Here is a 21,999-nt window from a genome sequence, read left to right as displayed (position 1 = left end):
ACCGGATCGATTCATTTGCGTCCTCACGGGACCGGATTGAGCGCCATTGTGCTTGTTAAGACAAACTTAATCATGTGCTGTGCATCGCATTCGCCACGGCGGAGCAGAAAAGATTCCTGTTGACAATGGAACAATACAAGAACAAATTAAAAACATAAGAGCACAGGAGAGCCAAATGACTGATATGATCCGCGATATCGCAGCATTCACCTCCATCGCGATGTTCATCGCCAGTTTCTCGCTGATCTGCATGGCGATGTAAGAATTCAGGGGACCGCATGGCTGCCATGCGGTCCGAATGGCGGACTTCATCTGGACATCGTCCCCTGCAATGCCGACAATGCATCCGATTCATTTCAGTGATCGGAAGGGCATCTAATGGCGGGTTCGGAAAAGGACGGCGCGGACGGTTTCATTGGCGGTGCGCCGGGATTCGTTCATCTGCGCGTTCATTCGGCATACTCGCTGCTTGAGGGCGCGCTGCCGCTTAAGGGAATTCTGTACAAGGCATCGGGCGACAGGCAACCTGCAATTGCAATCACCGACACCAACAATCTCTTCGTCGCTCTGGAGTTTTCGCAAAAGGCGATGGATGAGGGACTGCAGCCGATCATCGGATGCCAGGTTTCCATCGACATGGAGGATGGCCTCGAGACGGAAAAGCGTGGCGGGCAACAGGGGTTGGCGAAATTGCCTTCCATTGTCCTGCTGTCAGCCACGGACGAAGGTTACGAGCGGCTGGTGGATCTGGTCAGTCGCGCTTATCTCGGTGGGGAGGGCGGTGGTCAGTCGGTCCACATCCGCGCCTCCTGGCTGGATGAGATCGGAACGGAAGGACTGATAGCGCTCACGGGAGCGTCGACCGGCCCGGTCGATATGGCGCTGAAGGACGGTCATGCCTCGCAAGCCGAGGCTCGACTGCTTTTGCTGAAGCGGCTGTTCGGCGACAGGCTCTATGTTGAACTTCAGCGACACGGCACCTATGACAAGCGGCATGAACAGAAGTTGATCGGGCTGGCCTATGACCACGATCTGCCTTTGGTCGCCACCAACGAAGCCTTCTTCCCGACGCGCGATGATTATGACGCGCACGACGCGTTGATGGCCGTCGCGCACAATGCCATCGTTTCCGACGACACGCGTTTCCGGCTGACGCCGGATCACTATCTGAAAAGCCGCGCCGAAATGGTGAAGCTTTTCTCGGATCTTCCCGAAGCGCTCGAAAGCACCGTCGAGATTGCACGCAGATGCTCGTTCGTCCTCAATACCCGCAAGCCGATTTTGCCGCGCTTTACTGCAGCAACAGCTGATCCGGAGGAAGCCGAGCGCGAGGAAGCGCTGGAGCTCCGGCGCCAGGCAGTCGAGGGTCTGGACAGTCGCCTGGAGACGCTAGGCATGTCGCCCGGCTATGAGGAGAAGGACTACCGCGAACGGCTTGAGTTCGAGCTCAGCGTTATCGAGCGCATGAAGTTCCCCGGCTACTTCCTCATCGTCGCGGACTTCATCAAGTGGGCAAAGCAGCATGATATTCCGGTCGGTCCCGGCCGCGGTTCGGGCGCGGGCTCGCTTGTCGCCTATGCGTTGACGATTACCGACGTCGATCCACTGCGCTTCTCGCTCCTCTTCGAACGCTTCCTGAACCCGGAACGCGTCTCGATGCCCGACTTCGATATCGACTTCTGCCAGGATCGCCGGGAAGAGGTGATCCGCTACGTGCAGCAGAAATACGGCCGCGAACAAGTGGCCCAGATCATCACCTTCGGTTCGCTCCAGGCACGCGCGGCCCTGCGCGACGTAGGGCGTGTGCTGGAAATGCCCTACGGCCAGGTCGACAAGATCTGCAAGCTCGTACCGAACAATCCGGCCAATCCGACACCGCTCTCGAAGGCGATCGAAGAAGAGCCGAAGCTACAGGAGGAGGCAGCCAAGGAACCGGTGGTGGCCCGCCTGCTCGATATCGCCCAGAAGCTCGAAGGGCTTTATCGGCATGCATCGACCCATGCCGCCGGCATCGTCATCGGGGACCGTCCGCTGTCGAAGCTGGTGCCGATGTACCGCGATCCACGCTCCGACATGCCCGTCACCCAGTTCAACATGAAGTGGGTCGAACAGGCCGGCCTCGTAAAATTCGACTTTCTCGGCCTGAAGACGCTGACGGTATTGAAGGTGGCGGTTGATTTTGTGGCCAAGCTTGGCATCAAGGTCGACCTCGCGGCAATCCCGTTGGATGACCAAAAGACCTATGACATGCTCTCGCGCGGCGAGACCGTCGGCGTGTTCCAGGTTGAAAGCGCCGGCATGCGCAAGGCGCTGATCGGCATGAAGCCGGACTGCATCGAAGATATCATCGCGCTCGTCGCACTCTATCGTCCGGGTCCTATGGAGAACATCCCGGTCTATAATGCCCGAAAGCATGGCGAGGAGGAGATCGAGTCGATCCATCCGACCATCGACTACCTGCTGAAGGAGACGCAGGGCGTTATCGTCTACCAGGAGCAGGTGATGCAGATCGCCCAGGTCCTGTCCGGATATTCGCTAGGGGAGGCCGATCTTCTGCGCCGGGCAATGGGTAAGAAGATCAAGGCCGAAATGGATCAGCAGCGCGAGCGCTTCGTCGATGGCGCCGTCAAGAACGGGGTGAGGAAGCCGCAAGCCGATGTGATCTTCGATCTCCTCGCCAAGTTCGCCAACTACGGATTCAACAAGTCGCACGCGGCCGCATACGCGATCGTCTCCTACCAGACAGCCTATATGAAGGCGCACTATCCGGTCGAGTTCCTCGCCGCTTCGATGACGCTCGATATGTCGAATACCGAAAAGGTCAACGACTTCCGGCAAGATGCAAAGCGGCTTGGCATCGATGTCGTCGCCCCGTCGGTGCAAACATCCTTCCGACACTTCGAAACCGGCGACAACCGCATCTACTACGCCCTGGCGGCGCTGAAGGGCGTTGGTGAATCCGCGGTCGAGCACATCGTTGCGGTGCGTGGCGACACGCCCTTCGCCAGCTTGGAGGATTTCTGCCTGCGCATCGACCCCCGCCAGGTAAACCGTCGCGTTCTCGAAAGCCTGATATATGCCGGCGCATTCGATTGCTTCGGCCTGGATCGCGCACAATTGGCCGGTGGCCTCGACCGGGTGCTCGGTTACGCGCAGCGCGCTCAGGAGAACAAGCTGAGCGGCCAGTCCGATATCTTCGGTAGCGCTCTGTCGTCGGGGCCGGAAAAGATCTCCCTGCCGCCATTCTCTCCGTGGCTGGCTTCCGAGCGGCTCCTCAAGGAGTTCCAGGTTCTGGGCTTTTACCTGACCGCCCACCCGCTTGATTCCTACAACGACATTCTCCAGAAGATGCGTGTGCAGACCTTTGCCGAGTTCTCGGCTGCGGTGAAGCAGGGCGCTACCAATGCGCGTCTTGCCGGAACGGTCATTTCCAAGCAGGAGCGCAAGACTCGTACCGGCAACAAGATGGGCATCATCGTCTTCTCCGACTCATCCGGCCAGTTCGAGGCTGTCCTCTTCTCCGAGATGCTCGGCCAGTATCGTGACGTCTTGGAATCCGGGAAGTCCTTCATTCTGACGGCAACCGGCGAGGAGCGGCCGGAAGGCGTCGGGTTGCGTCTGCAGACCATCCAGTCGCTTGAGGAGAAGTCGCTACAGATGCAAAAGGCGTTGCGCGTCTATGTCCGCGATTCCGGACCGCTGCGTGCCGTCTCCGCCCATCTCAACGCCAAGGGCGACGGCCTCGTCTCCTTCATTGTCATCAAGGAGGATGGCAAGCGCGAAGTCGAGGTGGCGCTCGCGCAGAAATACCGCATCACGCCGGAAATCGCCGCGGCGCTCCGTGCTGCACCCGGTGTCGTCGACGTGGAACTCGTCTGAGGCTTAGCCTCGGGTGACAGTGATAAAATCGGTGCCTTTGCCGGTCTCGGTGCCGAGGCCGGTGTCGGAGATGGTAAGCGTCGAGCCCGATGTCAGCATTGCATCGATCTTACGCCTCGTATCATCAGGAATGGCGATGCGGCTCAGCGCGTTTGCAAGTGGCGTGCCGCTGATGATCGAGCTTTCCAGGCTGCTGATGCCAAGCCGATTCATTGCCTGTCGCGACAGGGTATTGGGGATGGTGACGCCCATCCAATCCGCTGCGCCGCTTTCGAAGTCGACGTCATGCACCATGAAAAAGTGTGTTCCCAGGGCAAGGCCCGGATTTGCGATCGTGATCGGCGCTTCGAGGACGGGGTTGAAGCCTTGCCGGATCCTGATCACGCCATTTGCCGGTTCGCCCTTGCCCGCAGCTGTATAGACCGCCCTTACAAGGCTATCGCTGAGCAGTGACTTGTCTGCGGTCGGTTCAAGCGGGTGTTGCGTCTTGAAATCGCTGATGGCCTGAACCGTTGCGGGCCCAAGCAGTCCATCGGGATCGCCTGCGGAAAATCCCAGCTCGTTGAGATGGGCCTGAAGATCAATGACCGTCTCTCGCTCCGTGCGACGTGTGATCAGAATACGGATCGGCTCGTCGTTGGCAGGGGTCGTGAGTTGCCGCGGGATCGGCGTCCGCGGCATGGACAGGTCATTCATGGCAACCTGCACCGGTCCTTGCCCGATCGCCGGACGAAGAGTCATATCGGAAAGAAGCGGCGGCGGCTCCGGCGTGTCCGGTCGGAACAGTGTCGGATGCTCGATTGGCCCAGGGGTAACTTCGGCATCGGTAATCACGACCGGCACGCCCATTCCCGTCATCTTGTAGAGCAGCTTGGCAAAAGCGGCCGGCAACCGTACGCAGCCGTGCGAGGCCGGGTATCGCGGCACGGAGTTAGACTCGTGCAACGCGATGCCTGACCATGTCAGCCGTTGCATGAACGGCATGGGCGCGGCCGAATAGAGATTGGATTCGTGATACTTTTTCTTCTCGATCACCGAGAAGATACCGCTCGGCGTCGTATGGCCGGGCTTTCCCGTCGAAACCTTCGAGGTCGCAATGATTTCCGCCCCGTCGTAGAGAGCAAGCGACTGTGAATTTTTCGAAACGAAGATCTGCAGCGTTCGCGCTTCCGCGGCCAGAGCGGGGTGCACGAGCGCGGTAGCCGACAGCAAGCCGAGGCCGAATACGAGACGCGAAAACATAGTAGCCAACCAAGAACGCAATACCAGAGGGGCAAGCGTAGCCGGGGAAGCTTAAGGAAAACTTGAAATACGCTCTCGTGAGGTGGGCTCACATATTATTGATCGCGTTTGCCGCCGAAGGTATAACCGGTTTCGACCGCCCCCTTGCCGAATTTGTCGCGCAGCTTGTCCATCGCTGCTTCTGCAGCCGCTCTGCGACCGGATTGCACATCGACCAGGTCGGGCGGATCAGCGCGCACCGGATCGCAAAGATCGGTCACCCCGATGCCGATCAGGCGAAATTTCGTCCCGTCAGCTTCCCTCTCAAGCAGGTCGACGCCGGTGCGAAAGATCTTGTCGGCAAGCTGGGTCGGGTCTTCCAGCCTCCTGTTGCGTGTCCGCGACTTGAAATCGGCTGTCTTCATCTTCAAAACCACGGTGTGACCCGCGACCCCGCTCTTCTTCAGGCGCCATGAGACCTTCTCGGAGAGGCTGCGCAGGATAGGGATGAGATCCTCGTATCGCGATATATCGTCGAAAAAGGTCGTTTCAGACGACACGCTTTTCGCCGCGTCGTTGAGATGAACGTCACGGTCGTCCACGCCCCTGGAAAGACGGGCGAGGCGCTGCCCCATGCTGCCGTAGCGGCGCATGAGGTCAGTTTCTTCCATGGTCTGCAACTGGCCGATCGTTCGGATGCCGTCGGCCTCCAGCGTCGCCGAGAAAGCCTTGCCGACCCCCCAGATCGTCGTCACCGGTCGCGGCGCGAGAAAGGAGACGGCCTCTTCCCGACCGATCACGGAAAAGCCACGCGGTTTCTGTAGGTCCGATGCGACCTTGGCGAGAAATTTGCAATAGGATAGCCCGACGGAGATGGTAATGCCGATTTCCTTCTCGATGCGCCGCGCGAATTTCGCCAGCGTGCGGGCCGGCGGATCGTGATGCAAGCGTTCGGTGCCGCCAAGTTCGAGAAAGGCTTCGTCGATCGAGAGCGGCTGGACGAGTGGTGTCAATTCTTGCATCAAGGCGCGCACCTGGCGCCCAACGCGCACGTACTTCTCCATATCAGGCCGAATGACGACCGCCTGCGGACAGGCCTCCAGCGCCTTGAACATAGGCATTGCCGATCGAACGCCGTGAATACGCGCGATATAGCAGGCGGTTGAGACCACTCCACGCTTGCCGCCGCCGATGATCACCGGCTTGTCGGCAAGCTCGGGATTGTCGCGTTTCTCGACGGATGCATAGAAGGCGTCGCAGTCGATGTGCGCCAGTGTCAGATCATAGAGCTCTTTATGTCTAACGAGGCGAGGACTGCCGCACGCCGTGCAGCGACGCGTTTCCGCCTTCTGCTCGCCGAGGCAGTCACGACAGAAGCCGGGCATCTTGTCTGGAACGGGGACCATGGCGAGAACAAAGATTGAACATTGTGACATTAGCCTCTAAGCTCGCGAGTCTCAAGTGAGCGGGAGAGGTTTGTGTTGGATATCGATCTGCGCTTCGGATCGACTGTCGCTGCCGCACGAAACGATCGGAAGAATAAAGGGTGGCCTTCCGCTCATGCGGCGGGATTTGCAATCCTGGTGGGCTTAACCGAGAAATGTGCGCGCACCAATTCGTGTGCGTGACCCCAACCGGAGGCGGCCACGATTGATCCAGTCGGCGCTGGTGCGAACGGCTTGAAATCGGGATTGGCCATCATGGTCACGAGCAGGCACTCCGGCACATGCTCGCCGACGGACAGGAGGTTGCGTTGCATATCGTCGATGAAAGCGACGGGCAGGTCTCTCCGGTCATGCAGCCGTGCGACGACAGGCCCTTTGGGTTCTTCGGTGGCGATCATGTCGAAAGACAGGTCAAGCTGGTCAAGGAGCTTTCGCCGGATTCCATGATGGCGGGGCGGCATTGCCGTCAAGAATACGATGTCTGCATCGGTGGAAAGCATCTGCAGCGTCTCTACCGCCTCTTCGGCCGGCTTCTGCCACAAGTCCTGGCTCGCGAAGAATGCCTCTTCGAGCGAATCGACCGTAGCCCGTTCCAATTCGCTGCCGTCGTGTTGGGAAACGATGTTGCCGTGAAGCCGGAACGATCTCGGAAGGAGGTCATAGCTATGAGATCGCAGAAACGCCGTGAAGGGCGAGATGAATTCGAGAACGACTTCGTCAATGTCGCAGACGATGAGCGGTCTGTCGCCGAGGCGCACCTGGCGAACGTCGGTTGCAACATCCATTATCAGTATTCTCCGGAGCCCAGCCCTGGTGGCGAGAAATGCAACCATGCTGCGTTCAGCACCTCGGGCGGAGTTCCCGTAGCCTGGCAAAAGGCCATCGCCGTCGGTTCGTGGTTCATCAGGAAGTCCATCATGCCCGATAGAAACCCGGCATCGTTGACGGCGTGGCGTACTCGCCCTGGTTCGACACCGGTCAACGCCAGGAAGCGACCGAATAGATCCTGCTCGTTCGCAAGCCAGGCGAGAACGGCGATTGCCGTTTGTTGCGGATCGGCGGAAAGTTGTTTCGAAGTCTTGAAGTTGCTTTGCATTTCGCGGGGTAAGTTACCTATTTTTCAACCAAATACCGATAGCGTGCTTCTATCGGTTTCATGGAGCCGTGTGCTCGCATGTCTTTCTCATGCGGACGAACGGTTGCCGGAACGGACGTAGGACGCGTGTCATGCCCAAACAGGTGATGATTGTAGAAGATAACGAGCTCAACATGAAGCTCTTTCGCGACCTTATCGAGGCGTCCGGATATACGACTATTCAGACCCGAAACGGCATGGAAGCGCTGGAGCTTGCGCGCAAGCATCGCCCTGATCTGATCCTGATGGATATTCAGCTACCGGAGGTTTCCGGCCTCGAAGTCACCAAATGGCTGAAGGAGGACGATGATCTGCATGTCATCCCGGTGATCGCTGTCACGGCCTTTGCGATGAAGGGCGACGAAGAGCGCATCCGCCAGGGCGGATGCGAGGCCTATGTCTCGAAGCCCATTTCCGTCCCGAAGTTCATCGAGACGATCAAGACTTACCTCGGCGATGCCTGACGTATCAGCAGAAAGAAGCCCATGACTGCGCGAATTCTGGTGGTTGATGACATCCCGGCCAACGTGAAGCTCCTCGAGGCGCGGTTGATCGCCGAATATTTCGAGGTCATGACAGCTGCCGACGGCTATCAGGCGCTGGCAATATGCGAGCGGAACCAGGTCGATCTCGTGCTGCTTGACATCATGATGCCGGGCATTGACGGTTTTGAAGTGTGCGAGCGGCTGAAGGCCAGTCCCAGGACGTCGCATATCCCCGTTGTCATGGTGACTGCCCTGGATCAGCCAGCGGATCGCGTCCGCGGGCTTAAGGCCGGAGCCGACGATTTCCTGACCAAGCCGGTAAATGATCTGCAGTTGATATCGCGGGTCAAAAGCCTTCTCCGCCTGAAGACGCTCAGTGACGAACTGCGCATTCGAGCCGAGACGGCGCATACCATGGGTATCGACGAACTCCTGCGTGCGGGCGAAGGGGCCACCGATGATACCGGTCAGGTCCTGCTCGTCGATGGACGCGCGAATTCGCAGGAGCGCATCATCAGGGCACTGAAGCCGATCGCTGATGTCTCGGCAATCTCCGATCCGCAAGCGGCTATTTTCGAAGCGTCCGAGAACCCCTTTGAACTGGTGATCGTCAACGCTAACTTCGAAGATTACGATCCGCTGCGGCTATGCTCGCAACTTCGGTCGCTGGACCGCACACGCTTTCTGCCGATCCTGATCATAACAGAGCAGGGCGACGACGATATGGTCATCCGCGCGCTCGAACTTGGGGTAAACGACTACATCGTCCGGCCGGTGGATCCGAATGAACTTGTCGCACGCAGCCTCACCCAGATGCGGCGCAAGCGCTATAACGATCGCCTGCGCGCAAGCGTGAAGCATACGATCGAGCTTGCTGTCACCGACCCGCTGACGGGGCTCAACAACCGCCGTTATCTCGACAACCATCTGAGTACGCTGTTCAACCGCTCGATGGCCCGCGGACGTCCCCTTTCCGTGCTGATCACCGACATCGACCGGTTCAAGCAGGTCAACGATACCTACGGGCACGATGCCGGAGATGATGTTCTGAAAGAGTTCGCAAGTCGTATTCGATCGACGGTCCGCGGCGCCGACCTTGCATGCCGTTACGGCGGCGAAGAGTTTGTGGTCATCATGCCTGATACGTCGCCTGAAGTCGCGGCGGCAGTCGCAGAACGGTTGCGCGCAGCCGTTGAAACGGCGCCGTTCAAGCTGAAGTCGTCAGGCCAGGAGTTGAGCGTAACGGCGTCCTTCGGCATCTCGTCACGCATCGCGTCGGTCATCACCCCCGGCCAACTGATGAAGCAGGCCGACGTCGCGCTTTACGAAGCCAAAAATGGCGGCCGCAATCGCGTGGTTGCCGTCGCTTGAGGCACGGCTGGCCAGCCAACGTCTCGCTCATGCACAGGTATGTCGCCAGTCCTTATCGCTATACTGCAAGATGCTGCTGCAAGTAGGATGGAAGACGGCTCTGTTGCCACGTTGGAATGACGATGATTTCCGGACGTTAGTCCAAGCACGCAAGGTCGCTGTAACAGCAAAAACATGATGAACAATCATATTTTGACAGGTTTTGCCTGAGGTGCTGCAGGCACGATCTTGATACGTCGCCCACGAATGCTAATACTATTGGCCTATATTGGCGGTGTTCTTTATGGCTTTGCACCCTGTTCTTGCCGGAAAGATCGACTCGAGACTATAAAAACTGTCCCAAAGCCGTACTTTTAACCATGAAATCAAGCTAGGAAATCTAACCCTTAAGAATTTGTTGATTTTCTTCCGCGTTCACGGCAATTATCGGCACACAAGAGAAAAAGCTCCCGTCGTGGAGTCCAGGATACCCCATGATGCTCAGGTCCGCCGCATCTCCTGGGTCGTGGGGTCGGTCGGCTGGTACGCAACACCAGCGGTTCCTCGTGCCGCGTTGCTTGCTGGTCGACCCCCTTTCGTGAAAACGCCGTCCTCTCCGTGTGTTCGGGCAGGGCGGCGTTTCTATTTTGTGCTTGGCACGGACTGCGATACGGACAAAAGAAAAGGCACGCAGCCGTTGGGCGCGCGCCTTTTTTGAAGAACGTCAGATCAAGTGATTACTTGATCTTGGTTTCCTTGAACTCGACATGCTTGCGAGCAATCGGGTCATACTTGGTCTTCGTCATCTTGTCCGTCATCGTACGGCTGTTCTTCGTCGTGACGTAGAAAGAACCTGTGTCGGCTGTCGACAGCAGCTTGATCTTGATTGTTGTAGCCTTGGCCATGGTCGTCCTGCCTTTAAAAAAATGAATGCCGTCAAATGCCGGATGGGCTCCACGGCCAATTCTGGCGCGAAACTACGAATCTAGCCCGAAATGTCAAGTCCGCTTTCGAATGAAAAGCAACCTTGCGGCGGAAAGCAGGGCATAAAGCCCGAAGAAGCCGGCGATGGCCCACGCAAAACCGTTGTTTCCGGCGACATCGATGGCGGCGCCGATGACTTGTGGTCCAGCGACCGTGCCGACTGCATAACAGAAAACGAAAGCTGCGTTGGCCGCCGCAAGGTCGGAGCCAGTCAACCGTGAACCGAGGTGGCTGAGCCCGACCGTGTACAGTCCGGCCACGCAGCCGCCCCAGAACAGCAACACCCCTGCCATCATCACCCAGCTATGGACAAGGAACGGCAGCATCAAGGAGCCAATGAGGCCCATGAAGGCCATTCCGGCCAGCAGCGGACGTTTGTCTTTCATGCGGTCGGAAAGCAGACCGACAGGGATCTGAAAGATCATGTTGCCGATTCCCATCACCGTCAGCAGCAGGGCGGCTTGCGATTCGGTGAAGGATGCGCGCACGGCATAGATCGGAAACAGCGCCAGACCGCCCGCTTCCACCGCGCCGAAGATGAAAACAGCCGCTGTTGCGCTCGGCACGAGGAAAACGTAGCGCATGAAATGCAACTCCGGCTTCTCCTCCAAGACAGGACTCTCATAGCGGGCGATAAAGATCGGGACGGCTGCAAGGAGGATCGCGCAGGCGCCTACAGCGAAGGGAAGGATGCCGTCGCTGCCGAGGACCGAAAACAGCAGGGGCCCGGCGGCAAAGCCAAGCGACAGCACCGTCGCATAGATACCGAGTACGAATCCGCGCTTGGAAGGCGGCGAGGCGGCATTGATCCAGAACTCCGAGAGGATGAACAAGGTCGTCGTGGCGCCGTGGAAGGCGAAGCGCAACGGAAACCACATCCAGAAGTCTTGGGCGTAGTAGAAACAGAGCGCGCTCAGCGCCGAAATCACCACCGCCCAGATCATGGTTTGCGCGACGCCAAACCGGTGCGCCAGCTTTGTGGTGATCGGTGCGGCGACCATTGCCGCAACGCCAGCCATGGCCGTGTTGAGGCCGATGAGGGTGGATGGAATGCCGCGCTTTTCGAGAATGATGCTGAGAAGCGGAAGCCCGAGGCCAATTGCTATGCCGACGGCCGAAATGGACGAGACGGCTGCCACCAGTGAAGGCCAATGGATTTCCTCGACATCGCCTGGTGTGCCGTTTCGCGGCTGAGACATATACCCATCCCTTAGAGACATACTGCTAAGAATCGCTGCCGCGAAGCACATAGAAAGGCACAGACGTGCCAAATCCAAGTGACGGGTGTGCTTTACAAGATGAAAGGCGCTGGCTGCAATAACCTGAATGTTTTTGGATAGGTTCTATCAATAAAGCTTACCATTGAAACGCAATCGGACGTATCGCCGCGGACGCAAGAGCCGCGGCGCATTTGAGCGTTGCCCACTACACGCGAAATGTGTCGTGATGGTGAAGGATCGCCTAACGTCGGCGACCGGGGATTTCATACTCGTCGTGATCGCCGCTGTGTCCCCCGAAGCCGTGCATCTTCATCGCCCATTGCAGGCCGATAACGCCGCCCTTGATCGGCTGGATGACTAGCAGGGTGGCCAGTAGTGTGATCGGCGCCCAGATCGTGAAGGTGAGCCAAAGCGGCATCGGCCAGACGAGATCAGTCATCATGTAGCCGGCGATGATAATGTGGCCGATGACCACGATCGTCAGATACGGCGGAAGATCGTCGGAGCGATGATGATGCATAGCCTCGCCGCAGGCGGCGCAATTGTCGACCGGCTTCAGGAACCGACGAAAAAGCTTGCCTCTACCGCAGGCGGGGCAGCGGTTGAGCATGCCGCGACCAATAGAACGGCCGAGCGGACGTTCCACCTCTTCGCTTCCTCCGTATTGGATGGTCAGGTCGCTTGGGGTGGTCATGGTCGTTTCCTTTTCCGGCGCCCTACACGCCTATCGCCGCCCTCTTGGCGGCCTTGTTCCGGCCTTTTTGCGCGCCGCGTTTGCATCGCGCCGGCCCGCCTTGTGGAACGAACGTACAGCGGTCGGCATCTTCCGCCCTTCGCTGATCATCTCGAAGCGAAGCGCGCCGGCGAGCGGAATGGCTTCCGCGAGCTTGACAGTGACGCCGTCGCCCAGTCGGTAGCCGAGGCCGGTCTTTTCCCCCGACAACGCTTGATGCGCCTCATCATAGATGAAGTAGTCCGTTCCGAGCGTAGATATAGGAACGAAGCCGTCGGCTCCATAGTCCGGCAGGGCGACAAATAGTCCCGATTTCGTCACACCTGACACGCGTCCTGCGAATTCCTCGCCGACTCGACCAGCCAGATGGTGGGCTATCAGTCGATCCACGGTCTCGCGCTCGGCAGCCATGGCGCGGCGTTCGAAGGTAGAGATCTCGGCAGCGATATCATCCAGCGTCGCTTCCTCATCAGGGTTAATGCCACCTTCGCCGAAGCCGAGCGACCCGACGAGCGCACGATGGACAATCAGATCGGCGTAGCGACGGATCGGCGAGGTGAAGTGCGCGTATTTCATCAGGTTCAGGCCAAAGTGCCCGATGTTTTCCGGGCTGTAGATCGCTTGGCTCTGCGAGCGCAGCACCATCTCGTTGACCATCGTCTGATGCGGGGTATCCTGCGCCTTCTCGAGAATGATGTTGAAATTGTTGGAGCGCATATTACCGCCCTTGGCCAAGGAAATACCAAGCGTGGCCAAAAACTCGCGCAGGATCTCCTGCTTGGCGAGTGTCGGCCCGTCATGGATACGGTAGATCAGTGGCTGCTTCTTCTTCTCCAGCGTTTCGGCTGCCGAAACGTTTGCCTGGATCATCATCTCCTCGATCAGCTTGTGCGCGTCGAGACGTGGTGGCACGAAGACACGGTCGACTGTGCCGTCCGGCTTCAACAGGATCTTGCGCTCCGGCATGTCGAGTTCGAGCGGCTGACGCCGTTCGCGGCCGCGCGTCATCACCTTGTAGGCGTGCCATAGCGGCTTCAGGATCGGTTCGAGCAGTGGTCCAGTCTTGTCGTCTGGCTGTCCGTCGATCGCCGCCTGCGCCTGCTGGTAGGAAAGCTTGGCCGCGCTCTTCATCATTACACGATGGAAGGTGTGGCCAATCTTGCGGCCCTCCTTCGAAAACACCATGCGTACGGCCAAAGCAGGGCGGTCCTGGCCTTCTCTCAGAGAGCAGAGATCGTTCGAAATGCGCTCGGGCAACATCGGTACGACCCGGTCCGGGAAGTACACGGAATTGCCGCGCTTCAGTGCTTCACGGTCGAGCGGCGAGTTCGGGCGGACGTAGTAGGAAACGTCGGCAATCGCGACGTTGACGATAACGCCGTCGACATTGTCGGGCGAGGGGTCTGATTCGGCATAGACCGCATCGTCGTGGTCCTTGGCGTCAGCGGGATCGATGGTGATAAGCGGAACGCTGCGCCAGTCCTCGCGATGTGACATTGTCGCGGGCCTTGCGTCATCGGCCTCGGCAACGACAGCCGGCGGGAAGACATGCGGGATACCGTGCGCATGGATCGCGATCATAGAGATCGCCTTTTCCGAGCCGACGGAACCGACGACCGACAGGACCTTGGCACGCGGAAGCCCGAAGCGGCCAAGGCGTGCAACCTCGACTTCGACGAGGTCGCCGTCCTTGGCGCCGCCCGTGTAATCCGGGTCGATCACCATCTCTTCGCCGCGCCTTTCGATCGGCAGCAGGCGTCCGGCACCACCCGGTGCCTCCTTGAAAACGCCCATGCTCGCGGTGCGGCGCTTGTCGAGAATCTTGATGATGCGGGCGGTGTAGGCCGGGCCGCCGCGATCGGTAGCCGGGAAGATCTTCGCGAGGACCCGATCGCCCATGCCCGCAACGGGCGCTTTGCCCTTGCCGTTGCGTCCTGCGGGAGAACTCGACTGCCGGATGGCAACCGCCGGAGCCACGCCCTGCTCATCCGGCCATTCAGCCGGACGGCCGATCAGTTCGCCGTCCTTGTCGCGCGTCGTGATATCTAGCACCGTTACCGGTGGCAGTGCGCCCGGCCGGATTAGCGATTTGCGCGTCTTCTGAAGCATGCCCTCTTGTTCAAGCTCACGCAGGATGTGCTTGAGTTCCACGCGGCTCTCGCCCTTAAGCCCAAAAGCCTTGGCGAGTTCGCGCTTCGAGGCCTTCTGCGGGTGATCGGCGATGAAACGCAGGATCACTTCTCGTGACGGCAGGGCGCCATGGGCACTGATCAGCGTCTCGACAGCAGGCTCGCTGCCGGCACGCCCGATCTTGGCGGGACGCTTGCCCATGCTTCCTGTCTTTTCGCGCGGGATCCTGCTCACTCTCAGCTCTTCTTCGATTTCGCGGGCGCCTTGGCTTTCGTCGCTTTGGGTTTTGCCGCCGTCTTCGTGGCTTTGGTGTCGGTTGCCGCCGCCTTGGCTTTGGGCTTCGCTTTGCCCTTGGCAACAGGCGGCTTGCCGGCCTTGGCAGCGATCAGCACCAGTGCCTCCTCGACGGTCAGGCCTTGCGGGTCGGTGCCCTTCGGCAGCGTTGCATTGACCTTGCCCCAGTTGACGTAGGGGCCGTATTTGCCGTCGCGCACGGTAATTGCGCCGCCGCCATCCGGATGGTCGCCGAGTTCCTTCAACGCAACAGCAGCCGTTCGTCCACCTGGCCCTTTGCTCGCCTTCTCGGCGATCACGGTCACCGCACGGTTGAGCCCGACCGAGAAGACGTCCTCGACTGTCTCGAGATTGGCGTATGAGCCGTCGTGCAAAAGGAACGGTCCGTAGCGCCCGATTCCCGACGAGATCATCTTGCCTGATTCCGGATGCTTGCCGATATCGCGGGGTAGCGAAATCAGCGCCATCGCCTTTTCGTAGTCGATGTCTTCAGGTTTCCACCCCTTCGGCAACGAGGCGCGCTTCGCCTCTTTGCCGTCGCCGCGCTGGATATAAGGACCGAAGCGGCCTGAGCGCAGCGTCAGTTCCTCGCCAGTCACCGGGTCGGTGCCCAGGTTCTTTGGTTCGTTGAGGCCTCCGCCGTCGGCCTCCGCGCCACCCTCTGAAGAAAGCTGCCGCGTATAATTGCACTCAGGATAGTTCGAGCAACCGACGAACGCGCCGTATTTGCCAAGCTTCAACGAAAGGTTGCCGGTGCCGCAAACCTGACAGATTCGCGGATCGCCGCCATCCTCGCGCTTCGGGAAGACAAGGGGTGCCAGCGCTTCGTTGAGCGAGTCGAGAACGTTGGTGACGCGCAGTTCCTTGGTGTCTTCGATCTGGGAGAAGAAATCCTTCCAGAAATCGCGCAGCACCTGCTTCCAGTTCAGTTCGCCAGCCGAAATCCGGTCGAGCTTCTCCTCCAGATCGGCCGTGAAGTCGTACTCGACGTACTTGGTGAAGAAGCTTTCGAGGAAAGCCGTCACCAGTCGGCCCTTGGCTTGCGGGATCAGCTTGCGCTTGTCGATTGTCACATACTCTCGGTCACGCAGTGTTGCCAGCGTAGCCGCGTAAGTGGAAGGGCGACCGATGCCGAGTTCTTCCATCTTCTTGATAAGGGTGGCTTCCGAATAGCGCGGCGGCGGTTCGGTGAAGTGCTGTGTCGAATTGATCTTCTGCTTGGCAAGGTTTTCGCGGGCATTGATCTCCGGCAGGCGGCCATCCTCGTCGCCATCGTCGCTCTGTTCGCCGTCTTCCTTCTGGTCTGTGTAGGCGGCAATGAAGCCATCGAAGCGAATGACCGAACCGACAGCGCGAAGGCCGGCCTTCTCGCCGTTGTTGTCAGCAGTGATCTCGGCCGTAGTGCGCTCGATCTCGGCCGACGCCATCTGGCTGGCAATGCCGCGCTTCCAGATCAGGTCATAAAGCCTGACCTGGTCGGCATCGAGATACTGACGCACACGATCCGGAGAGCGATTGAAATCCGTCGGACGGATCGCCTCGTGGGCTTCCTGTGCATTCTTGGCCTTGGTCGAATAGAAACGCGCTTTCTCCGGCAGATAACGCTGGCCGAACTGATCGACAATGGCGTCTCGCGCCGCATCGATCGCTTCGGGCGCCATCTGTACGCCGTCGGTTCTCATATAGGTGATCAAACCGACGGTCTCGCCGCCGATGTCGAAGCCTTCGTAAAGCTTCTGTGCGACCTGCATTGTGCGCGAAGCCGAAAAGCCCAGCTTGGACGAGGCGGCCTGCTGCAATGTGGAGGTGGTGAACGGTGGTCCGGGGTTGCGTTTTACGGGCTTTGCCTCGACCGTATCGACGACATAGGAAGCGCCTTCAAGCAGGGCCTTCAGACTGCCGGCATCGTCGCCGTTCCCGATCGAACGCGCCTGCAACCGCTTGCCATTTGCCGCAACCAGCTTGGCTTGGAATTCGTCACCGCGCGGCGTCTTCAGCAGCGCCGAGATGTTCCAGTATTCTTCGGATATGAAGCGTTCGATCTCCGACTCACGGTCGCAGACAAGGCGCAGGGCAACGGACTGGACACGTCCCGCCGAGCGTGCGCCGGGCAGCTTGCGCCAAAGCACGGGAGACAGGTTGAAGCCGACGAGGTAGTCGAGGGCGCGTCGCGCAAGGTAGGCGTCGACCAGTGGCACGTCGATATCACGCGGGTCGGCCATCGCATCGAGCACGGCCTTCTTGGTGATCGCGTTGAAAACCACCCGTTTGACGGTTTTGCCGTTCAGGACGCGCTTCTTGTTCAGCATGTCTAGCACGTGCCATGAAATCGCTTCACCTTCGCGATCCGGGTCGGTCGCAAGGAACAGGCCGTCGGAGGATTTCACCGCGTCGGCGATATCCTTCATGCGCTTGGCCGAGGCGCTGTCGACCTCCCAGAGCATTTCGAAATCCTGGTCGGGAAGTACCGAACCGTCCTTGGCAGGTAGATCGCGAACGTGGCCGAAGGAGGCGAGCACCTTGTATCCGGGTCCCAGATACTTGTTGATCGTCTTTGCCTTGGCAGGCGATTCCACCACTACAACATTCATCATGATTCTCTAAAAAAGGGTGTCGGCAGGCGGATAAGCAGACAAAAACGCCGCCGTGTCATGCTAACCGGTTCTCCGACATGGACAGTGAAATCGTTTCGGTCAAGTGGCTTGCTAGCATTTTTACGGTTTGCAACGTGATGCAACCAATGCGAGATATAAGACATATTGCAATTTATGATAAATGCGTTATCGTTTTCTGAGTTAGGTTCGTGTTGGCCGCAAGCCAGCTTTTCTCCTTCCCAGAGATTAATCCATGGTGGCGAAGTTCGCAAAGAAGGATACCGGGCGCTCGAGCGCTCGTGAGAACATCGCTTTCGTCAAGCAGATGCTCGCTGAGTTGCGGCAGGTGGCGGAAAGGGAGAACGCCGACATGCTTTGCTATCTGATAGAAATGGCCTATGTCGAGGCGGGTGATCTGCATGCCCGCATGTAAATGGCTCATGCGTCCATCGCAAGGGAGACGAACCCGCCAGCGTGCCGATGCAGACGGCCGGCAAGATCAAGTTCCAGAAGCACAAGATAGACAGACGATGCTGCAATGCCGGTATGGCGGATGATGTCGTCAATCTCGACGGGAGTTGGGCCAAGCGCGTCGGCGATCCTGGCGCGATCGGATTCAACGGCCGGCATGATCGGCGCGCCGCCGCGTTCCGGCTCTTCGGCAACGGGCATCGAAAACAGCTCGAGCTGTGAAATCGGCGCGAGAGCCTCTACGACATCGCCCGCCGCCGTGACAATCATTGCGCCGTCCTTCAGCAGACCGTTGGTGCCGTGACAGCGCGGATCGAGCGGTGAACCCGGCACGGCAAACACCAGCCGTCCAAAATCGCCCGCGAGCCTTGCGGTGATCAGGGAACCAGAGCGTGTCGCCGCTTCCACGACAACAACGCCGAGCGCAATGCCCGCTATCAGCCGGTTTCGACGAGGAAAGTCACGTGCGCGGGGTTCCCACCCAAACGGCATCTCACTGACGGCCAGGCCGTTGCCGCTCCAGATCTCTTCGAGCAAGCCGGCATTTTCCGGCGGGTATGGCTGGTCCAGTCCGCCGGCCATCGCGGCGATCGTTCCTGTATCGAGGCTCGCCCGATGGGCCGCCGTATCTATGCCGCGGGCAAGACCGGATACGATCGCGTAGCCTGCGCGCCCGCAGTCGCGTGCAATCATCGCTGCAAACTTGGCGCCGCTGATGGATGCATTTCGGGAGCCCACAACACCGGCTGCCGGTTGCGACGATATCGCGAGGTCGCCCTTGACCGCGAGGAGGGGTGGTGCGCCGTCGATCTGCTTTAATGTTGTCGGATATTCGGGTTCGCCGATGCCGACGAAACGCGCGCCGAATTTGTTGGCGATTTCCAATTCCCGGTGCGCCTCGCCGTCGGTTGCGATCCTGATCGCCCGTGTGGCACCGCCTCGTGCCGAAAGCTCGGGAAGTGCCGCCAAGGCTGCCTCCGCTGAACCGAAATGGTTGATCAGATCGCGAAAGGTCGCGGGCCCGACGTTGTCTGAACGGATGAGGCGCAGCCACGCGATCCGTTGCCGTTCCGTCAGCGCAATTCCTCTTGGCCTTGCGCTGAGTGCGTCCATTCTATCCCTTAGCCCCGATCTTGCTTTCAGTCCCGCTCATCAGGCGGGCGATGTTGGCTTTGTGCTTCCAGTAGGAAATTGCACTCATGATCGCCATCACAGCTGCAACCTTTTCTGCGCCTAGTATCCACAATGCAACCGGAATGACAAGCATTGCAACCAGCGCTGAAAGCGACGAGTACCGCGTCGTCAACGCCGTCGCGAGCCAGACCGCGGCGAAGACAAGCACCATAACCGGCGCAACGCCAAGCAGCGTGCCGATATAGGTTGCCACACCCTTGCCGCCCTTGAAACCGATCCACACCGGGAACAGGTGCCCCAGGAACGCGAACAAGCCGGCGATCAGCGCCGCTTCAGCACCGAAGAGATAGCCGACGATCCATGCTGCAGCGGATGCTTTCAGCGCATCAAGCAACAGGGTCGCGGCGGCAAGCTTCTTGTTGCCGGTTCGCAGCACGTTGGTTGCGCCGATATTGCCGGAACCGATGCTGCGCACATCGCCAAGACCGGCCGCACGGGTCAGCAACAGTCCAAAGGGGATGGAGCCGAGCAGATACCCGATAACGGCTGCGACGAGTGCGATCGGCAGCGTGATCTGCCACGTCATGAGATCAGAGACCATATTCCCCTCTTAGTCCGTCTTCTGTGCCTTATATCTGATGAACGAGCTCGCCGGCGACGTAGGTCGCAACGGCCCGTCCGCTAAAGCGCGCATCCTCGAAGGGTGTATTCTTCGATCGTGACAGGAGCGTCTCTTTTGAGACAAGCCATGGTTCGTCCAAGTCTATCAATGCGATGTCCGCCTTGGCACCCGGCTTTAGCGTTCCTGCATCGAGCCCGAAGATCTGAGCAGGACGTGTCGACATCGCGTCGATAAGGCGCATCAAGCTCACCTGATCGCTGTGATAGAGACGAAGGGCGGCCGCCAGCATCGTCTCAAGACCGACTGCGCCATCCGCTGCCTCGCCGAAGGGCAGGCGCTTCGTGTCGACGTCCTGCGGATCATGTGACGACACGATGATGTCGATTGCGCCCCTTGCCAGTGCATCCACCATCGCTACGCGATCATCTTCCGAGCGCAGCGGCGGGTAGAGCTTGAAGAAGGTGCGATACTCGCCGATGTCGTTCTCGTTGAGCGCCAGATTGTTGATGGAGATGCCGCAGGTGACAGTCGCGCCGCGGCTCTTGGCGAGTTCGATCGCCTCGACCGATTCCGGTACCGAGATCATGGCGGCGTGATAATTGCCGCGTGTCAGCTTGGCGATGCGAAGGTCACGTTCGAGCGGTATCAATTCTGCTTCCTTGGGAATGCCCCCCAACCCAAGCCAGCTTGCAAACAGTCCCTCGTGCATGACGCCGGTAGCACCGAGATACTTGTCTCGAGTCTCGCACGAGATCACGGCGCCAAATTCGCGCGCGTAGGTCATGACGCGGCGCAGAACCTGCGTGTCGTGCACACTGGACCTGCCGTCGGTGAATGCGACAGCGCCTGCTTCCATCAGCATGCCGATCTCGGTCATCTCTTCACCGGCCAGATGCTTGGTGATCGCCGCCGCCGGATAGACGTTCACCAGCGCCTTGTCCTTCGCCGTCTTCTTGACGAACTCCACGAGCGCGATGTCGTCAATGACGGGATCTGTATCCGGCATCATGATGATCGAGGTGACACCGCCGGTCGCTGCTGCCCGACTTGCCGACGCGATGGTCTCGCGATGCTCGGCACCAGGTTCGCCAATATGCACGCGTGCATCGACAAGGCCCGGCGCTGCGACGAGCCCCGTGCAGTCACGAACCGTCGCACCTTCGGGTGCTTGCTGGTTCTGCGCGTCCTTGCCCGACGCGATGATCACGCCATCCTTGACGACGATCGTTCCCATTTCATCGAGGTTCCGCGACGGGTCGACAATGCGAACGTTCTTGAGGACGATCGAGTTGCTCATGCGCCGGCTCCTTCGGTGCGAGGACCCTGATTTTGCGAGACAAGCAACGTCTCCATCACGGCCATGCGGACCGCGACACCCATTTCCACCTGTTCGGCAATCACGCTCTGCGGCCCGTCCGCGACCTCGGAGGCAATCTCGACGCCGCGGTTCATCGGCCCCGGATGCATGACCAGCGCATCATCCTTCGCCGCCTTCAGCGTCTCGGCGTCGAGCCCGTAGAAGTGGAAGTATTCCCGTACCGAAGGCACGAAAGCGCCGGACATGCGCTCGCGCTGCAGGCGCAGCATCATCACCACGTCCGCGTCCTTCAGGCCTTCCTTCATCGAATGAAAGACCTCGACGCCCATGTCGGCGATGCCTGCCGGTAGCAGGGTTGCGGGCGCGACGACGCGGACGCGTGCGCCCATCGCGTTGAGGAGCAGGATGTTCGACCGCGCCACGCGCGAATGCAGCACGTCGCCGCAGATTGCGACGATGATGCGGGAGAGCTTGCCCCTGGCACGGCGGATCGTCAGGGCGTCGAGCAGCGCCTGGGTCGGATGCTCGTGCTGGCCGTCGCCGGCATTGATCACCGAGCAGGAGACCTTCTGGGCGAGCAGGGCGGCAGCACCGGCGCTCGAATGGCGGATCACCAGCACGTCCGGCCGCATGGCGTTGAGCGTCATCGCCGTATCGATCAGCGTCTCGCCCTTTTTCACCGACGAATTGCCGACCGACATGTTCATGACGTCGGCGCCGAGCCGCTTACCGGCCAACTCGAACGAAGCTTGCGTGCGCGTCGAGGCCTCGAAGAACAGATTGATTTGCGTCAGGCCTCTCAGCGTCGACGTCTTCTTTTCTCTCTGCCGGCTGATCTTGACGGCCTCGTCGGCTTTATCGAGGAGAAGGGTGATATCCTGCTCTGTGAGCCCTTTGATACCGATGAGGTGGCGGTGGGGGAAGAAGACCATGAACCTGCCTCTTGCTGTCGTCAGCGGGCTCTATAAAGAGTGAGCGAGGCGG

17 protein-coding genes are annotated in these 21,999 nt (G+C 59.5%); 4 read left to right on the top strand and 13 right to left on the bottom strand.

Annotated features, from left to right (window positions below; genetic code table 11):
- Positions 1 to 378: 378 nt before the first annotated feature.
- Positions 379 to 3,879: a DNA polymerase III subunit alpha gene (dnaE, locus tag ASC90_RS07560; protein WP_056537728.1), complete on the top strand. Its 3,501-nt coding sequence runs from the start codon at positions 379 to 381 to the stop codon at positions 3,877 to 3,879.
- Between the two features lie 3 nt (positions 3,880 to 3,882).
- Here dnaE and ASC90_RS07555 read toward each other — a convergent pair whose 3' ends face one another.
- The 4 genes from ASC90_RS07555 to ASC90_RS07540 all read right to left on the bottom strand — a co-directional run bounded on the left by ASC90_RS07555 (position 3,883) and on the right by ASC90_RS07540 (position 7,641).
- Positions 3,883 to 5,121, bottom strand: coding sequence for a L,D-transpeptidase family protein (locus ASC90_RS07555; protein ID WP_056537725.1), 1,239 nt, complete (start codon positions 5,119 to 5,121; stop codon positions 3,883 to 3,885).
- A 95-nt stretch (positions 5,122 to 5,216) separates the two neighbouring features.
- Positions 5,217 to 6,506 (bottom strand): DNA polymerase IV, encoded by a 1,290-nt coding sequence (locus tag ASC90_RS07550; RefSeq protein ID WP_056537721.1) that lies wholly within the window; start codon positions 6,504 to 6,506, stop codon positions 5,217 to 5,219.
- 152 nt (positions 6,507 to 6,658) lie between these two features.
- A complete protein-coding gene (locus tag ASC90_RS07545) occupies positions 6,659 to 7,330 on the bottom strand; it encodes a hypothetical protein (protein WP_056537717.1) in 672 nt (223 codons plus the stop codon).
- A 2-nt stretch (positions 7,331 to 7,332) separates the two neighbouring features.
- Positions 7,333 to 7,641 (bottom strand): DUF3572 domain-containing protein, encoded by a 309-nt coding sequence (locus ASC90_RS07540; RefSeq protein ID WP_056537714.1) that lies wholly within the window; start codon positions 7,639 to 7,641, stop codon positions 7,333 to 7,335.
- Between the two features lie 131 nt (positions 7,642 to 7,772).
- On the opposite strand from ASC90_RS07540, the gene ASC90_RS07535 reads away from it, so the two are divergent.
- Both ASC90_RS07535 and ASC90_RS07530 read left to right on the top strand, forming a co-directional pair.
- Positions 7,773 to 8,144: a response regulator gene (locus ASC90_RS07535; protein WP_056537711.1), complete on the top strand. Its 372-nt coding sequence runs from the start codon at positions 7,773 to 7,775 to the stop codon at positions 8,142 to 8,144.
- Between the two features lie 21 nt (positions 8,145 to 8,165).
- Entirely contained in the window at positions 8,166 to 9,536 is a 1,371-nt protein-coding gene (locus ASC90_RS07530; RefSeq protein WP_056537707.1) for a PleD family two-component system response regulator, read from the top strand.
- Positions 9,537 to 10,252: 716 nt separating this feature from the next.
- Here ASC90_RS07530 and rpmG read toward each other — a convergent pair.
- The 5 genes from rpmG to topA all read right to left on the bottom strand — a co-directional run bounded on the left by rpmG (position 10,253) and on the right by topA (position 17,467).
- Positions 10,253 to 10,420: a 50S ribosomal protein L33 gene (rpmG, locus tag ASC90_RS07525; protein WP_018900182.1), complete on the bottom strand. Its 168-nt coding sequence runs from the start codon at positions 10,418 to 10,420 to the stop codon at positions 10,253 to 10,255.
- Positions 10,421 to 10,513: 93 nt separating this feature from the next.
- On the bottom strand, positions 10,514 to 11,698 hold the full coding sequence (locus tag ASC90_RS07520) for an MFS transporter (protein WP_056537704.1): 1,185 nt from the start codon (positions 11,696 to 11,698) through the stop codon (positions 10,514 to 10,516).
- 262 nt (positions 11,699 to 11,960) lie between these two features.
- The gene (locus ASC90_RS07515) at positions 11,961 to 12,413 is read right to left on the bottom strand and encodes a DUF983 domain-containing protein (RefSeq protein WP_056537701.1); all 453 of its coding nucleotides are present in this window, start codon (positions 12,411 to 12,413) and stop codon (positions 11,961 to 11,963) included.
- Positions 12,414 to 12,443: 30 nt separating this feature from the next.
- Complete coding sequence (gene rnr / locus ASC90_RS07510; protein WP_056537698.1) at positions 12,444 to 14,816, bottom strand: ribonuclease R; 2,373 nt, start codon at positions 14,814 to 14,816, stop codon at positions 12,444 to 12,446.
- 2 nt (positions 14,817 to 14,818) lie between these two features.
- Positions 14,819 to 17,467, bottom strand: a complete 2,649-nt coding sequence (gene topA, locus ASC90_RS07505) for a type I DNA topoisomerase (protein ID WP_056537695.1) — start codon at positions 17,465 to 17,467, stop codon at positions 14,819 to 14,821.
- Positions 17,468 to 17,723: 256 nt separating this feature from the next.
- Here topA and ASC90_RS07500 point away from each other — a divergent pair, with 256 nt between their 5' ends.
- The gene (locus ASC90_RS07500) at positions 17,724 to 17,903 is read left to right on the top strand and encodes a hypothetical protein (RefSeq protein WP_056537692.1); all 180 of its coding nucleotides are present in this window, start codon (positions 17,724 to 17,726) and stop codon (positions 17,901 to 17,903) included.
- A 5-nt stretch (positions 17,904 to 17,908) separates the two neighbouring features.
- On the opposite strand, the gene dprA is transcribed toward ASC90_RS07500, so the two are convergent.
- The 4 genes from dprA to ASC90_RS07480 are packed head-to-tail and all read right to left on the bottom strand — an operon-like array spanning position 17,909 to position 21,947.
- Complete coding sequence (dprA, locus tag ASC90_RS07495; protein ID WP_056537690.1) at positions 17,909 to 19,054, bottom strand: DNA-processing protein DprA; 1,146 nt, start codon at positions 19,052 to 19,054, stop codon at positions 17,909 to 17,911.
- 1 nt (position 19,055) lies between these two features.
- Positions 19,056 to 19,676, bottom strand: a complete 621-nt coding sequence (plsY, locus tag ASC90_RS07490) for a glycerol-3-phosphate 1-O-acyltransferase PlsY (RefSeq protein WP_056537687.1) — start codon at positions 19,674 to 19,676, stop codon at positions 19,056 to 19,058.
- Between the two features lie 28 nt (positions 19,677 to 19,704).
- Positions 19,705 to 20,994, bottom strand: coding sequence for a dihydroorotase (locus tag ASC90_RS07485; RefSeq protein ID WP_056537685.1), 1,290 nt, complete (start codon positions 20,992 to 20,994; stop codon positions 19,705 to 19,707).
- Positions 20,991 to 21,947, bottom strand: coding sequence for an aspartate carbamoyltransferase catalytic subunit (locus ASC90_RS07480; protein ID WP_056537674.1), 957 nt, complete (start codon positions 21,945 to 21,947; stop codon positions 20,991 to 20,993). Before ASC90_RS07480 ends, ASC90_RS07485 begins: the two co-directional genes overlap by 4 nt.
- Between the last annotated feature and the right edge of the window lie 52 nt (positions 21,948 to 21,999).

The sequence above is a fragment of the Rhizobium sp. Root1220 genome (genome assembly GCF_001426265.1).
Lineage (GTDB): Bacteria > Pseudomonadota > Alphaproteobacteria > Rhizobiales > Rhizobiaceae > Rhizobium.
The sequence above is the reverse complement of the archived record's forward strand: the minus strand, read 5'-3'. Positions and strand labels throughout refer to the sequence as shown.